This window comes from Streptomyces sp. NBC_00887 (assembly GCF_045207585.1).
The window spans coordinates 2,866,519-2,881,813 of the sequence record NZ_CP108788.1 but is presented as its reverse complement, the minus strand read 5'-3'; the positions used below and the strand labels follow the sequence as shown (position 1 = coordinate 2,881,813).

Here is a 15,295-nt window from a genome sequence, read left to right as displayed (position 1 = left end):
AAGCGCCTGCGACCACCGGGGGTGCGCTGTGCTACGGGTGGAATTCACGAGCCAGGAGCTGGCCCGCTTACGCGTCGCGTCCGGCGTGGACCCGCTCTGGGAAACCGCATTGAGTCTGCACCTCCTGCAGAACCGCCAGGCACCCCTCGCGTTCGGAGCCTGGCGCCGCGAGGTGGGGACAGCTCTGCGGCAATCCGGCCTGGTCTCCCTGACACGCGCCCTGACGCGACTCTGCCCGGACGGCTCCTACTTCCCCGATTTCCTGACGCCCGGCCGCGGTGACGCCGATCTCGAAACCGGGCTCGACCGGCTGCTGTCCACCCCCCGGCACCGATTGCGGGCCGAGCTCACCCGTCTGCACGCCCACACCGGACACCCCGCACCGGCCGGCCTCCGCCCGCTCGCCGACGGCTGCCCGAAGGCGCTGCACCGCCTCGGCACCGCTCTGCGCGCCTATCACCAGGTGGCCGTCGAGCCCTACCTCGCCTCGATGCGCGCTCAGGCGGCGGCCGACCGGACCATACGCGTCCAAGCCGTCCTCACGCATGGCGCGGAGGGCCTGCTCACCGGGTACGACCAACTGCCCGGGTGGCGCTACCAGGACCAGAGGCTCCACGCCCCCTACCCCATCGAACGCGAACTCACCCTGCATGGACGGGTATTGACACTCATCCCGGCCTTCTTCTGCGTTCGCGCCCCGCTCGCCCTCGTTGATGAGGAACTGCCCCCGGTGCTCGTCCACCCCCTCTCGCCCGCGCCCGGCTGGTTCGAACGCCGCCACCACGGCGGGGACGCCCCGGTGGCCCAGCTCATCGGCGCCTCGCGTGCCGAACTCCTCAGGGTGCTGGACCGTCCGATGACCACCATGGACATCGCCGCGGCGTTGCGACTCGCACCGTCGACGGCCAGCCGGCACGCCACCGTTCTCCGAGAGGCGGGGCTGCTCCTTTCCCAGCGCCAAGGTGTACGCGTGCTCCACCACCGGACCGGGCTCGGCCGGGCGGTGCTGGACGGGGCTCTGGCACCTCAGGGTGGGTCAGCTGAGCCAGTGGGGTCGGCAGGCTCGTAGGAGCCCACAACGCCCTGACGCGACCATGGCCCCGTCCGGTCGCGAGGCGGGCATCCGCCGAACGGGCCCAACGCGCCGAGGCCCGGACACGTCTTCCGGCCTTTGCTTCCAAGCCGTCGTCTGCTGCCTCCTGGGTGTTGGCCGCTTGCCGTGAGTAGAGCTGCCCCGTTGTCCATCCCGCCTCCAGTGCGGAACCGGCGACCGCTCTCGGGACCGTCTCGCCCATGTCTCCGGGAGCGGGTTCCGGTCACCCCGGGGCGACCGGGCGCGGCGGTCAGTTGGTCGGGGACGGCCGGTGTTCCGCCCGGCGGGGGTCGAACTGGACTCCCGGGGATGGGCGCAGGCCAGGGTTCGGGGCGGGCGGGCCAGGGACCCGCAGGGGTTGTTCCTGCGAGCCCCTCCGGCGGGTTCTGCCAGGTGCGCTGCGCGGGCGTGTCAGATCGAGCCGACGACCTTGCGCGGGGTGATACGGATGACGACGCGGTCGGAGTCGTCCTTCGACGCCGGGTTGAAGTCCGAGTAGTCCTTCCCCGTGTACTTGCGCGAGAGTGTGTCGATCAGTTGCCGGCCGCCTTGAGTGGTCAGCGTGGCCGAACCGCGGATCTCGGCGTAGGTGTAGGGCGCGTTCGCGGGGTTGATCATGACGGTGATCCGGGGATCGGTACGCAGGTTCTTCTCCTTGCGACGGCCGGTGGTCGTGGAGACCAGCAGATCGTCGCCGTCCCTGGCGAGCCAGGTGATGGACAATTGCGGGCTGCCGTCGGGCTGGATCGTGGCCACGGTCGCGAAGACCGGGGTGTCGTCGATGAGCGTCTTCAGGTCGTCGGAAAGTTCGGCGGACACTGGACGGGTTCCTCTCCTCGGCTGATTGCTGTCCCGGACCGACTGCCCGTCAGCGTTGATCAGCAACGGACAGCCTGCAAATTGTGGTTGTCTCCTGCAAGTTCCGGTGATCGGGTGGTACGCCGACGGGGGCCTCCGGTCGCGGGACGGGGCGGGCCCTGTCGTATCCAGGCCGACGGATCGGGTACGGGAGGGTTCACTCCCGCGGCCGAGTCCGGTCCTTGCGGCGGCATACTCGCCGGCCCGTACGCTGCAACTGTGCCCCAAGCTTCCGACTCATCCGGCCCGTCCGAACCGCTGACCACTGACGCGGTGACCCGAATCGTGCTCCGCCCGATCGCCAGCCCTCTGCCGCTGGGGTTCTTCGCCCTCGGTGTCGGCAGCGTGGTCCTTTCCTCACTCCAGCTGGCCTGGGTCCCGGCAGGACAGAGCAGCATCCTGCTGCTTCTGGTCCTCATCTTCGTCGTGCCCCTGCAGTCAGTCGCCGGACTGTTCGCCTTCCTCGCCCGCGACGCCGGCGCCGGCACTGCAATGCTCCTCCTCGGTGCCGCCTGGGCCGGAACGAGCGTGACCTCGCTCGACTCCCCACCGGGCCGGCCGGTGGTGGCACAAGCCGTCTTCCTTCTGGCGCTGGTTCCCTTCGTCCTCGCCCTCGCGGGTGCGGCGGCGCAGTCGAAGCCCCTGTTCGCGGTGCTGCTCACCCTCACCGCACTGCGCTTCGGCCTCACAGGCCTTTATGAGGCGGGCCTGGGAAACGCACTGCAGGTCGCGGCGGGCTGGACGGGTCTCGGTATCGGTGCCTACGCGTTGTACGGCGGGCTGGCGCTCCTCGTGGAAGACGGCAAGCAGCGCACCGTACTGCCACTGTTCCGGCGTGGCGCTGCCCGCAGGTCCATCGAGGGCGGCCTTCGTGAGCAGCTCACCGCCGCGCAGCAGGAGGCCGGAGTCCGTCACCAGCTGTGACGCTGGGATGGGGCGCCAGCCCAGGGCAGGAAGCGCTCTCGGGAGGTCGGCAGGCCATGGCTGGGCAGCCCGGTGGGGGCGGTGATCTTCTCGGGTACTTCCCTTATCGCAAGCGCCGAGGAGTTGGCCGAGCTCGCTTGGGCGGCCCATGGCGAGATCCCTCAGTACGTGCCGTACGGGTTGGTCGAGCCGGTTCAGGACTATCTCGACGCAGCCATGATCGCCTGAGCTGTCCCGTCTCGAGCAGGAGGGCGGACTTGTGACCGTGGATGAGCTCTTCGCGTCCCAAAGAACGTGTCCACCCGGTGGGCCAGAGCTCGGCGCTGCAGCCGCAGTACACCGTCCTCCGTTCTGGGCCGGGACAGTGGCCGCCGCGTCCTGAAGCCCGTGAGGGCGGACGTCCTCGGCAGTTGCGGGCCGGCTTTCGCAGCTGCGGGCGCGGGCGAGTTCGGCGGCACCCAGGGCGAGGAGCTGTTCGCGGACGCTGCGTTCACAGGCGGACGATGACCACGGAGATGTCGTCGTCGCCGCCCCCTGCCACGCCGAGCCGCTCGAGCAAGGCGTCCGCCAGCTGGTCAGGAGCAAGGTCGGTCATCCCGCCCAGCGCTTCCTGGAGGCGATCCAGACTGGTGTAGATGTCCTCTCCCCGACGTTCGATCAGCCCGTCGGTATACAAGACCAGGATGTCGCCACGGCGATAGGCGGTGCTGGCCTGCGGGCGCGGCACATGTTCCGGTCGCGCGCCCAGGGGCGGATCGGTGGCATTCTCCAGCAGCTCGCACGTGCCGTCGCTGTGCAGCAGCACCGGCACGAGGGTGGCCGGCGCTGGAGTAGACCAGCAGTTTCGACCGGGGGTCGACGAGCACCGTGACCGCGGTGGCCGCCAGCGCGCCCTCCACGGAGCGGGCATACATGCCCAGCACCTCCAGAGCCTGGGCAGGCCCGGTCGCCGCCCGGCTTGCCGCGGACAGCGCGCTGCGGAGCATCCCCATCACAGTGGCGGCCCCCAGGCCGTGCCCGACGACGTCGCCGACGGCAACGGAGAAATGGCCGTCGGCCAGGTCAACGGTGTCGTACCAGTCGCCGCACACGTTCAAGGAGCCGATCGCAGGCAGGTACCGCACCGCCACGTTCTCGTGATGGGCCAGATCCGGGGATTGCAGCATTGCCTCCTGCAACGTGACAGCGACTTTCCGCTCCCGCGCATGCGCTGTCCGCAGATCCTCGTTCAGACGTTGCAGCTCGCGGGCCCGTAGGTACAGCTCGGCCTCCATCCCCTCCTCGCGCTCGGTCAGCGGTTCACCCGCATTCCGGTTGCGGGCACGGCGGGCGTGCATGAAGGTGGTGACGTCCTCCACGCGGTGGATGATCCACGCAACATGCCCGTCCCGGTCGAGAACGGGAGTGTTGACCGTCGACCACCAGCGCTCCTCGAACACCCCCGGCCGCGCGACCACGGGGATGTCGTATCTCTGCGCCGCCAGCACGTCTGCCTCCCCCGTGGCCAGCACCCGCCCCCACGAGGCCTTCAGATTCCGCACCCCGTCCGCACCCGGGTCGGCCGGGTTGTCCGGGAACGCATCGAACACGTACTGGCCGACCAAGTCCTCCCCGGTACGTCCGGTCGCCCGCAGATACGCCTCGTTGAACTCGACGATCACCAAATCCGGCCCCAGCACCAAATACGGGCTCGGCGTCGCCGCGAACAACGACCTGTAGTCCAGCTCGGGCTTCACGTGCTTCAACCCTGTGCGCATCCTCGGCCGCCGGAGGCCCTGAACCTCCCACGCTACGCAGCATCACAACGCCTCGCGCGTCGGGACACCCACCCGCGAGTGGCCGAGGTGGCTGCACGGCCCACCCCAGAGCCATACCGGAACCCGTGGGGCCGACGATCCCACGAGTGACCGCCTCAGACCCAGGCCTGGAAGGTAGGACAGGTTCTGATCGACCACAGGACCTGGCTCCTGGTCCTCGACGACATCACCCGCCTACGGATGCACCGTCTGGCTGGGCATCTTCTCACCAGGTCACGAGAAGCCGGCCCGGGTTCGCGTGATCCTCGGACAAACGAGTCGCTCGGCGGGTTGAATGCGACGAGGGTCGTGGAAATGAAGCACCACGAGCAGTCCACCGTGACATCCACCCCAGAAGAGGCGGAATGACCGACAGCACGAAACCTCTGGTCGAGGCCGTCGGCGGTCTTGATGCGCTCCGCCGCCTGAGCAACACTTCTATGACGATGTCCTGGCGGATCCTTTGCTCGCGCCTGTCTTCGCCAACTTCAGCCGCACGCACACCGAGCACGTCGCCGTGTGGCTCGCCGAGGTCTTCGGGGGCCCGGCCCGGTTCACTGACGAATTCGGCGGCCACCAGGCTTTGCTGCGCGCCCACCTCGGTCTGGCGATCACCGAGGAGCAGCGCCTGCGCTGGATGGAGCTGATGACACGTGCTGTCGAGAAGGAACTCCCGGACGACGAAATGCTGCGGTTCCGTGTCATTGAATACTTCGACTGGGGCACCAAGATCGCCCGCGAGGTGTCAGCTGATCCGGTCGGCACCGACGTCGGTGACCCCGGCCCCACGCCCAGGTGGGGCTGGAACGGACTGGCCTGATTCTTTGCCCTTTGCTCTCCGCGTCGACCGAAAAGGTGCCATCACCCCGGCCAACGTGGAGTCGGGTGCCGGACGTTCTGGTTGCGCCGGCGCAGACAGCGGTGCAACTCCCGTGTCCGAACGGTGCGGTTGGCATAACGCGAGTTGGCCCGTGTGAACTGCCGCAGCGGCCCGAAGCGCGCCTCGATCGGGTTGGCTCAGGACGGGTTCGTCGGCGTGAAGCTGAGCTCGACCTGATTCTGGCCTGCGCAGCGCAGGATGCGACCGTTCTTGTGGGCGGAGAGGTTGTCCAGGATCCCGTACATCGGGGCGCTGCCCGGCGGGCGGACCGGATGCTCTTGAGCGCGGCCCAGGTCCGTCCCAACAGGGCTTATCGAGCATCGGGTCGGGCAGTGCGGACGACGGGCCACCGTGCAGATGCACGGTTTCACAAGCGAGGGCCGGAGATGAAGCCTTCACGAGCCACCGCACCAGTCCCCGACTGAATTCAAGCGATGCCAGGAAGCGAAGATTCTCCTATGCCGGGTCAGGCTCCGCGCCCAGGCCCCGGCAAGTCCGTCCGGGTCAGCGGCCCTTGCGCACCCGGGCCGCCGCGCGTGCTTCCGCTGTCTTGCGGGCGTCGGCCGTTTTGCGGGACTCCTTGGGGCGGCCCGGATGAGTGCCCATGCCGCGGAAGGGAGCGTTGCCTTTTCCCTTACCTTCGATCGGCGGGCGCTTCGCCCCGGTGATGGCGGTCAGCTTCTCTTCGCCGGAGCGCACCTGGGTGACAGTCGGGCGGATCCGGGCGTCGGTCATGATCCGGTTCACGTCCCGCCGCTGGTTCGGGGTGACCAGCGTGACCACGTTCCCGGATTCCCCGGCGCGAGCCGTACGCCCGCCACGGTGCAGGTAGTCCTTCGCGTCGGCCGGCGGGTCGACGTTGACGACGAGGTCGAGCGCCTCGATGTGAATGCCTCGCGCCGCGACATTGGTGGCCACCAGCACGGTGATCTCGCCGTCCTTGAACTGCGCGAGCGTGTGTGTGCGCTGCGGCTGCGACTTCCCGCTGTGCAGGGCGGCAGCCCGTACGCCGCTGGCCCGCAGGTGCCGGGTGAACTGGTCCACGCCGGCCTTGGTGTCCAGGAACATCAGGACCCGGCCGTCCCGCGCGGCGATTTCGGTCGCGGTCGCGTACTTGTCGGCGGGGTGGACGTTCAGCACATGGTGTTCCATCGTGGTGACCGAACCCGCCACACGGTCGAGCGAGGCGACGACCGGCTCGTGCAGATAGTTCCGCACCAACTGGTCGACATTGCGGTCGAGCGTGGCCGAGAACAGCAGCCGCTGCCCGTCGGGGCGTACCTGGTCCAGGATTTCCGAGACCTGCGGCAGGAACCCCAGGTCGCACATCTGGTCCGCCTCGTCCAGCACCGTGATCCGCACCTGCTGCAGATCGCAGGACCGACGCGATACGAGGTCGGCGAGCCGCCCCGGCGTCGCGACGACCACTTCGGCGCCGGTCCGCAGCAGTGCCGCCTGCTTATTGATCGCCAGCCCTCCGACCACTGTCGCCAGCCGTACGTTCAGCGCCTGCGCGTACGGCGCCAGCGCGTCGCTCACCTGTTGCGCCAGCTCCCGGGTCGGCACCAGGACCAGTGCGAGCGGCCGCTTCGACTCCGCTCGCATACCTGCCGTCCGCGCCAGCAGCGCAAGCCCGAAGGCAAGTGTCTTGCCGGAACCGGTCCGCGCACGGCCGAGGACATCACGGCCGGCCAGCGCGTTGGGCAGGGTCGCCGCCTGGATCGGGAACGGCTCCGTCACGCCGAGGCCGCTCATCGTCGCCGTCAGCTCCGACGGCAGCCCGAGTGCGTCGAAGGACTCGACCGGCGGCAGGCCAGGGGCAGCCGTCTGCGGTGTCGTGAGTTCGCCCTTCGGGGCCGGAGGCTTCGCGTTCATGGGGGGAACCTTCCTCGGTCTGGCGCCCGGAACGCGTCGGGGCCCGTACCCCTCGGTACGGGCCCCAACGGTTTCGATGCGTGTCCCCAGTTTACCAGCGGGCGACCCGGCACATTCCGGTCCCGTCGGCACACCCGCTGGCGTGACCGACCTCGGCCAGGGGCAGCGCTCGCACCTGCCCCGACTGCGAGGGAGATGCCGAGCGGACCGGTCAGCCGTGTCGTCGCAGGAACGCGGCGGCGTTCAGTTCGAAGCCCTGCAAAGTGCGAGCCGGAGGTTGCAGCTTTCGAAGTCAAGGTTTCGAGTGATGCTCCGGGAACGAGGACTGCGACCTGTCGGCTCGGCGCCGTGTGTGGCTGCGGCCGCGGAGGGCCTGCCGTTCGAAGGACCGCTCCTTCGACGTCGCGATGGCTGTCTCCACCGTTCACCACTGGGGGACCCAATAGCGTCACTTCTGGGGTGCGGGCCCGTATGACGAAGCGCAGGGGGCCCGGACCCGTTGTCACTGGGGACGCCTAGAGTCTCTCCCACTCGTCACGGTGCGTTGCCGTAGACGGGCTTCATCAGCGTGCCGCCGGTTCGGCGGCCGTCCGGAACAACGGGGAGAACAGCGCATGGGGTGGGTTCCGGCGGGCGACTACGAAGTCGCCCTGGAGGCGGGCCAGGTGGTCTGCCGCAACGGGAAAGGCCGACGGCTGAAGTCCGTCCCGGCCAAATTGAAGGACGATCCGGCGGTCGTCGGACTCCGGCAGTTGACCGAGTGGCTGGAGCGGCACGAACGCCAGTGCCGGACCGACGTCGAGCAGTGGATGGTGCGTTCGTTGCCCGTCCCCACGGCCGTGCTCGCCCAGGTCTGGCCCGACCCGGCGTGGCAGGCGGCCCTGCGGGACGTGGTGGTCACCGGCGCGGACGGTGGGGTCGCCGGGTTCCTGCGCGATGTCGACCCAGACCGGGGTCTCGGCCTCGTCGACCTGGACGGCGACACGGTCCGCATCACCCCGGACGTCGTCAGCGTGCCCCACCCCGTCCTCCTCGAAGACCTCGACGATCTGAGGGAGTTCGCCGTCGAACTGGGGGTGCGCCAGAACGTGGAGCAGTTGTTCCGCGAGGTGTGGCGCCGTCCGCCGGGCCTCACCCCGGAGACCACCTCCGTGGACACCTACGCCGGCGGCGTGTTCAAGGAAGTGCGCTTCCTGCACGGCCGCGTCACTCAACTCGGGTACCGGTCGCGCGGCGGATACGCGGTCTGCCCGGTCGTCGAGGACGGCGCCACCGCCGAGGCGCGCATCTGGATCGGCGAGCACGACGGATACGACGACTACGGCACCGAGACGGGCCCCCTGGGCTGGACCGACCCCGCGGGGCGCGCGCTGACGGCCGCCGAGGTCGGCCCCGTCGCATGGTCCGAGGGCATGCGCATGGCGGCGGCACTCTACGCCGGCCGCGACGTGGAGGACGAGGAGCGGGCGGCATGAGCATCACGACGACGAACACCGACGAGAACACGACGGAAGCGGGCGCGGCGTTCCTCCCCGCCCAGGCCCGAGGCGGGAGCACCTCCGCCGCCGAGGCCCGCGCGGCGGCCCTGCTGGACGCGGGCGCAATCCTTCCGGCCGGCACCACCGACCGGGACGACGCCGACGCGCTGACCGCCCGCACCTACACGCACACCGCCCTCGGTGACCGCCCCGTGGTCCGGCTCGTGCCCGGCACTCTCGGCGAAGCCGAGGACCTGGCCCTGGAGTTCCTCGGGCTGGCCCGGACCGCCGATGCCCCCCTCGTGGGCCAAGTGCGCCGCGAGACGCTGGGCTTCCCGGCCTGGGCGCTGGTCAACGACCCGGCCAACGGGCACCACGCCCTGGCCCTGGTCAAGGACATCGAGCGGCTGGGCCGGCAGGCCAGGACCCGCGCCGGAGCGGCTAAGGACGGCTTCGACGCACTCGGCACCCGGCTCGGCCGGGCCGTGCCCCACTTCCTCCCCACCTTCTACGAGCAGGTGGCACGCCTCTACCTCCAGGCCGAGAACACCACCTACGCCGCTTCCTTCTTCGGCAAGGCCCGCGAGGCCGAGCGGGTGCACGGGCTGGTCGTGGACGAGGACCGGCAGCGGGCCGTCTTCCTGGAGTTCGCCTTCGCCGGCGCGCTGACCGTCAAGGCGCTGCGGCAGTACGTGCGGGACTTGGTGGCCCGGCTCGCACCGGCCGACGCCTGGGCGCAGTACCGCCGTCTGCTGGTCGAGCGCTGCGCGGCAGGCATGTCGCCGTACGCGGCGCTGCCGCAGGACGTGCGCGCGCTGGTCAAGGCCGCCGGGCTGGACCGCGAGGCCGCCGAACGCGAGCTCGTGGCGGATCTGATCGGCTCCCCGGGAGTCGTCCGCGCCCCCGCCTCGTTCTGGGCGACCTACCGCTCGGCGCTCATCGCCCTCGCCCGACGGGATGCGGCCGTGCGGCTCCGACTCCTCAGCTTCTTCCCGGATACCTTCGACGAGAGCGAGCGGGACGAGGACAGCGAATCCGGCTGGCTCGCGTTGCTGGCCGAGTCCGGCGCCGAGAACCTGCTGACCGCCCTCCCGGACACCTCCGACAACGCTCCCTCCGACTCTGCCGCCCCGTCCGTCTCCCCGGCGGACTGGCTCGCCCGCTGGGAGGCGCACCGCCGGCGTAACCGGGGCACCTCGGGCCGCAGCCCGCAGACCCTGGACCTGGCCGCCCGGATGGCGGACCGGCTGCGCGCCGACGGGCGCCCCGTCGAGCTGTTCCAGGGCCGCTGGCAGCGCACCGCCGACCTGGACCTTCTCGATCTCTGCCTGGCCTCCGGCGTCCCCGTCGCAGAGCCGGACGGCCAGGACACGGGCACCGCGCGGTCCTCCGGTGTCCTGGTCGGCCCGTGGCTCACCGACACCGCGCCCGGCGCGCGGGATCTCGCCGCCGTCGCCGAACAGCGGTTCTTCCGCGCCCTTCTGAGCCGGAACATCGGCAGCCTCGGCGACGGACACGGTCAGCGGCTGGGCGACGTCGGCATGGCGGAGCTGGCGGCGCACCCGGTGCTCTCCGGAATCCTGCGGGAGTGGCTGACCGCCCGCGCCGAGGAGTACACGGCCGCGCGAGGGCTTCCCGGGCTGCACTCCGCTCTCAACAGGCTCTCGTTGTTCCGCGCCGTGGTCGCAGACGTCGCCCCGGAGGCCATGCGACTCCTCACGGGCCACGATGTCGTGCCGCTGCTCGCCTCCACCCTGCGTACCGGCGTCCTCGACGAACTGGGCTGGCCCGCGCTCGACGTGACCTACACCGAACTGGCCGCTGAGGTCGCCACGCGTCAGCAGCGCCACCGGTCGGAGAGCGTCGGTGTCACCGGCGCCTGGCCCGCCCTGATCCTGAACACTCTCGAACGGGCCGTCGTCATCGGCCCGGAAGGCGTCCTGCTGCGGCACACCCTGCGGGTGCCCGCCACGGTCGACCACTGGCGGACGCTCGCCTTCCGTTACGTCGACGGCGAGTTGCTGGTCATCTGGTGGGAGGACGGCAAGCAGCGCGGCTACTGGTCGCACCGCCCCGCCGAGGTGTTCACCGTCGGCGGCGAGCAGATCCCTCGCTGGGGCGGCTCCGGCCCTTCGGACGAGGTCTGCCTGCCGCTGTCCAGCGGTGGCCGCGCCACCGGCGGCAAGGCCCTGCACGCGGGCGACACCTCCCTCCCGCCTCAGCGCGCCGTCATCTCCGACGGCACGGGCCACTGGCGGGAGGGCCACCAGGGCACGCAGCGGGTGTGGCTGGAGTACGACCCGGCCGGCGGCACGCACGGCCGCGCATCCCTCCCCGCCTTCCTCCGCTCCGGAGTGCAGGACGGCACCCGGCTGCTCACCGAGCGCTGCCAGGTGCTGCCCCTCCAGCCCGGCCTCCAGACCACTCCGTTCGGCACGGACGGCACGGTCCTCGGCCGCTGGGTCCGTCGCACCGTCACCGAGTCCGGCACGGCCGCCCCCGCCGACGGGCACCGGATCGTCGCCGGCACCCCCGACGGCCACACGGTTGCCCTGCCGCAGCCGCTGCCCGGCGGCGGCTCTCCGGTTCCGCTCGGCGCCCTCACCCTGCCCGGCGGGTCACGGCCGGTCGCGGCCCTGCACCACCGCTCCGTCGAGGCGTACCCGGCGGACACGGACGGCACCGGTGGCGGCTTGTGGTCCGTCACCCCCGACTCCTCCGGTGGGAACGACGCGGCGGGCACCCCCTACGTGCCACCCGTCGCCTACTGGCACGCCCTGCGCCCGAGGGACGAGCGGGGCTCCACCGCCCTGCGGAACCTGACGGACTCCCGGGCGGGGGAGCTGTTCAAGGTGGTCGCCGAAGCGGTCGCCCGGCACCTGGAGGCGTTCCGGGCCGTCAAGGAGTACACCGGGCCCTCATCGCGGGAGATGAGCCAGGAGGCCGTCGCCCAGGTGCTTCCGGAGGTGTCCGACGCACGGCTCCTCGCGGGCGTCACCGGGCTCGTCCGGAACGCGGTGGACCGGGCTGTCGCAGCCGCCCGGTACCTGGAACCGCCGAAGCCCGTACAGCCGGCCACCCCCCGGGACCCGGCGCGCACCCAGGGCATGTTCTACGATCACGAGCCGGAGCACGGCGACGACACGACCCTGCGGAACGCCACCGTCTGGGGCTCCGACCAGATGCACGGCAACTGGTGGGGAGCCGTGAGCCGGTGGACCGCGGTCCGGCAGATCCTCGCCGTCAACCATGTCCTCGGCGGCGAGCCGGCGTTCGGCCCGCCCACCCCGTCCACGGTCCCGTTCGTCCCCGCGGACGGCTGGCAGCGGGACGAGTACACCGTGCCCGGTGACTCCCTGGCCTGGACCTCCCTCCTCGACAAGCTGCCCGAACTGGCCTACCGGGCCGCCTCGGCGACCACCTCGCCCGAGCACCGCGCCGGACTCCTCGTACTGCTGGAAACCCTCGCCGCGGGACCGCTGGCCGACCCGGCCGGCACGGTCCGGCAGGTGGAGCTTGTCGAGCCGTTCGGCGCAGGGACGGCCGGGAGGCCGGGAAGCCACGAGGTCCTGCACCGCCTCGGCCAGGTGCTGCGCAAGGGCAGCCGCACCGTCGTGGTCATCGCCAACCGCGGCCGGAACTCGCGCAACGACGCGGCACGCTGGCTCGCCCTGGACCACGACCCGACCGGCGCCTTCGGCCCCGTTCCCGGCTTCACCCTGGACCACGAGCACGTCCACCGGCAGGGCATCGCCCGCGACCGGCTCACCCGGCTCACCGCCCTGGTACGGGAGCAGGGCCCGGCCCCCTGGCGTCCGGAAGCCGCCGAAGCGTTCCACACGGCCACCCGGATCGGTGCCCTCCAGTCCGCCGCCCTGCTGTCGGCGGCCGTCGAGGAGCCCGGCGCCGAGGCGCTCGCGCTGCTCGGGATGAAGACACGTGCGTTTGAGGCGGCCCAGGCCAGGCTGAACGCGCTGCCCCGCGACGACCGGCACGCTGTGCTCCGAGCAATGCTGCCCGCGGACCCGGCAGAGCTGTGGTCCACGGGCCCCGACGTCCGGGCCGCCGCCGAGGTCTGGCAGGAGCGTCTGGCCTCCCTCGTCCGCGTCCCCGAGGAACTGGACCTCGACCTGTCGGGCACCGACCCGGGCGCCGTCGATTTGGTCCTCAACGCGGGCTCCCGGACCTGGCTCGCCCACGGCACCGATGTCCAGGACGGCACCGGTCGCCCGGGTCTGCGCCGGGTGGGCGCACGCGGTGCGGTCTCCTCGTCCCTGACCGCCCTGCGCACCCTCGCCTACACACTGCCGTACGGGCACCCGCTTCGGGCGCACCTGCCCGTCGGGCTCGCGGCCCTGCGTGGCCGCCTCGCCGACCCGGACCTGGTGCTGGACCTCGGTCTGGACTGGACCGAGTCGGGGGGCTCGATCGGCCCCGTGGTCCGCGCCGCCCACGGGCTCCCCGAGTCCGGCGGCGCCGGCGCCGACGGTCTGGTCCGGGCCGGCGCGGCGCTGCTCCTCGCGCCCGGCCACGGCAACAACGAGAAGCTGCTGATTCGCCCGGTCGGACTGGCAGGCCCCGACGACCCGGCGTTCGGCCTTGTCGAGGGCACCGTCGGCGGGTACTACACCGGCGATCTGCTCGCCCTGCGTGCGCTGCAGGGTGAGGAGATCGACGCGTTGACCTCGGCGGGCGCCCCCGACGGCTCCCCGCACCACCCGGCCCAGGACCCGACGCGCTCGGTGCCGGACCTGGTGGCCGAGGTCGTCGATGCCCTCGGCCTGGGCGCGGACGCCGCCGCCCTCTACCTGATGCTGCTCGCCCTGCCCGACCCGACGGACCGCAACTGCGTGCGCTGGACCGAGTGGAAGCCGGCACGGATCAAGAAGGCCCGGGCGGAACTCGCCGCCACCGACATCGTCGTGGAGGCGCAGCGCTCCCGGGCCGGCCGCACCCTGTTCCTCCCCTGCGGTTGGCTCGAACGCGGCGCCCCCGGGCTGCCGCTGGAGACCTGGAAGGAAAGCCTGTATCCCGTGGCAGGGTCCGCCCGGACCCTGCCCCACCTCCCCGTGCCCGCGCTGTTCGCAGCAGCCTGGGCACGGGTCCGCGACGGCGACGCCCCCGCCTTCGAAGAACTGGACACCCGCGCAACCCGGAAGGGCCGCCGCCGATGACGAACGACACCATGACCACCATGGACGCCGGCACGGGCGGTGTCCCGGACCGGGCGGCGGCGCCCGGCCGGGAACACCGCCAGGTCACGCTGCCCGAGGACCGGTACGCCACCGAACTGGCCTTCCTCGCCGCCCAGGACTCCGGGCCCCGCCCACCCGGCTGGCTGCTCACCCCGCGCGCCGTCGTCACGTTCGTGATGGGCAGCGCGGGCGAGGCACTGAGCCTGCCGAAGGACGCCCGGCCCCGGGCCGGGGTGCCGCGCCGCCTGGTCATCGAGCAGAAGTTCGTCGGCGAGCGCGCCTTGGTCGAACGGTGCGTGGTCACCCTTGCCGGAGAGCGCGGGCTTCTCCTCGTGGGCGAACCCGGCACCGCGAAGTCCATGCTCTCCGAGCTGCTGTCGGCGGCCGTCTGCGGGACCAGTGCGCTCACCGTGCAGGGCACCGCGGGCACCACCGAGGACCAGCTCAAGTACGGCTGGAACTACGCGCTGCTGCTCGCCCAGGGCCCCACCGAGCATGCCCTGGTGCCCTCCCCGGTACTCACCGCCATGACCCGGGGGGCCGTCGCCCGCGTCGAGGAGGTCACCCGCTGCCTGCCGGAGGTACAGGACGCCCTCGTGTCACTCCTCTCCGAGCGGCGGATCGCGGTCCCCGAACTCGCGGGCGGGGAGGGCGCCCAGGTGTACGCGGCCCCCGGGTTCACCCTCATCGCCACAGCCAACCTGCGGGACAAGGGTGTCTCGGAGATGTCCGCCGCGCTGAAGCGGCGCTTCAACTTCGAGACCGTGGGCCCCATCGGGGACGTGGACGCCGAGACCGCGCTCGTGCGGCGCCAGTCGCGGGCAGCCGTCGAACGCGTGGGCGCCGCCTACCAGGTGGACGACGCGGTTCTCGAAGCCCTCGTCACCGCTTTCCGGGACCTGCGCGAGGGCCGCTCCGTGGAGGGCTGGGAAGTTGAGCGCCCCTCCACGGTGATGAGCACGGCGGAGGCGGTCTCCGTCGCGGGCTCCATGGGCCTGGCCGCCGCCTATTTCCCCGGCGACCGGGACGTGCTCTCCCTCCTGCCAGGACATCTGCTCGGCGTCGTCCGAAAGGACGACCCCGCCGACGCGGCACGGCTGCTGGGGTACTGGGACGGGCCGGTGCGCAGGCGGGCGGAGCAGGGGTCGGCCACCTGGCGTGCCCTGTGGGATCTGCGCGCGGTACTGGAGAACTGA

General features: G+C 71.5%; 8 protein-coding genes and 4 pseudogenes. 8 read left to right on the top strand and 4 right to left on the bottom strand.

Going from position 1 to position 15,295, the window contains the following annotated elements; genetic code table 11:
- The first annotated feature begins 37 nt into the window (after positions 1 to 37).
- Entirely contained in the window at positions 38 to 1,069 is a 1,032-nt protein-coding gene (locus OG844_RS13135; RefSeq protein ID WP_406390081.1) for an ArsR/SmtB family transcription factor, read from the top strand.
- Positions 1,070 to 1,504: 435 nt separating this feature from the next.
- Here OG844_RS13135 and OG844_RS13130 read toward each other — a convergent pair whose 3' ends face one another.
- Positions 1,505 to 1,912, bottom strand: a complete 408-nt coding sequence (locus OG844_RS13130; protein ID WP_406390079.1) for a PPOX class F420-dependent oxidoreductase — start codon at positions 1,910 to 1,912, stop codon at positions 1,505 to 1,507.
- Positions 1,913 to 2,224: 312 nt separating this feature from the next.
- Here OG844_RS13130 and OG844_RS13125 point away from each other — a divergent pair, with 312 nt between their 5' ends.
- Positions 2,225 to 2,875, top strand: a complete 651-nt coding sequence (locus tag OG844_RS13125) for an acetate uptake transporter family protein (protein ID WP_383806828.1) — start codon at positions 2,225 to 2,227, stop codon at positions 2,873 to 2,875.
- A 108-nt stretch (positions 2,876 to 2,983) separates the two neighbouring features.
- Positions 2,984 to 3,103, top strand: a pseudogene (locus OG844_RS13120) (NUDIX hydrolase); the annotation flags it as partial.
- 262 nt (positions 3,104 to 3,365) lie between these two features.
- Here OG844_RS13120 and OG844_RS13115 read toward each other — a convergent pair.
- Positions 3,366 to 4,611, bottom strand: a pseudogene (locus tag OG844_RS13115) (PP2C family protein-serine/threonine phosphatase).
- 523 nt (positions 4,612 to 5,134) lie between these two features.
- Between OG844_RS13115 and OG844_RS13110 the strand changes: the two are divergent.
- Complete coding sequence (locus tag OG844_RS13110) at positions 5,135 to 5,491, top strand: globin (RefSeq protein ID WP_406390077.1); 357 nt, start codon at positions 5,135 to 5,137, stop codon at positions 5,489 to 5,491.
- 41 nt (positions 5,492 to 5,532) lie between these two features.
- Here OG844_RS13110 and OG844_RS13105 read toward each other — a convergent pair.
- Together OG844_RS13105 and OG844_RS13100 are read right to left on the bottom strand one after the other, a co-directional pair.
- Positions 5,533 to 5,852, bottom strand: a pseudogene (locus tag OG844_RS13105) (IS630 family transposase); the annotation flags it as partial.
- 203 nt (positions 5,853 to 6,055) lie between these two features.
- Positions 6,056 to 7,426, bottom strand: coding sequence for a DEAD/DEAH box helicase (locus tag OG844_RS13100; RefSeq protein WP_406390075.1), 1,371 nt, complete (start codon positions 7,424 to 7,426; stop codon positions 6,056 to 6,058).
- 319 nt (positions 7,427 to 7,745) lie between these two features.
- On the opposite strand from OG844_RS13100, the pseudogene OG844_RS13095 reads away from it, so the two are divergent.
- The 4 genes and pseudogenes from OG844_RS13095 to OG844_RS13080 form a co-directional block, all read left to right on the top strand.
- Positions 7,746 to 7,863, top strand: a pseudogene (locus OG844_RS13095) (methyltransferase domain-containing protein); the annotation flags it as partial.
- A gap of 177 nt (positions 7,864 to 8,040) precedes the next feature.
- Positions 8,041 to 8,901: a DUF4132 domain-containing protein gene (locus tag OG844_RS13090; RefSeq protein ID WP_329204846.1), complete on the top strand. Its 861-nt coding sequence runs from the start codon at positions 8,041 to 8,043 to the stop codon at positions 8,899 to 8,901.
- Positions 8,898 to 14,078 carry a hypothetical protein gene (locus OG844_RS13085; protein WP_406390073.1) on the top strand — a complete coding sequence of 1,727 codons (5,181 nt, stop codon included), beginning with the start codon at positions 8,898 to 8,900 and terminating at the stop codon, positions 14,076 to 14,078. The genes OG844_RS13090 and OG844_RS13085 overlap by 4 nt, the downstream gene beginning before the upstream one ends.
- Positions 14,075 to 15,295 carry an AAA family ATPase gene (locus tag OG844_RS13080; RefSeq protein ID WP_406390071.1) on the top strand — a complete coding sequence of 407 codons (1,221 nt, stop codon included), beginning with the start codon at positions 14,075 to 14,077 and terminating at the stop codon, positions 15,293 to 15,295. The genes OG844_RS13085 and OG844_RS13080 overlap by 4 nt, the downstream gene beginning before the upstream one ends.

Bases quoted from the DNA above. Each gene is read 5' to 3' on its own strand.
- OG844_RS13090 (WP_329204846.1), top strand. From the start codon at position 8,041: ATGGGGTGGGTTCCGGCGGGCGACTACGAAGTCGCCCTGGAGGCGGGC.
- OG844_RS13085 (WP_406390073.1), top strand. From the start codon at position 8,898: ATGAGCATCACGACGACGAACACCGACGAGAACACGACGGAAGCGGGC.
- OG844_RS13080 (WP_406390071.1), top strand. From the start codon at position 14,075: ATGACGAACGACACCATGACCACCATGGACGCCGGCACGGGCGGTGTC.
- OG844_RS13100 (WP_406390075.1), bottom strand. From the start codon at position 7,426: ATGAACGCGAAGCCTCCGGCCCCGAAGGGCGAACTCACGACACCGCAG.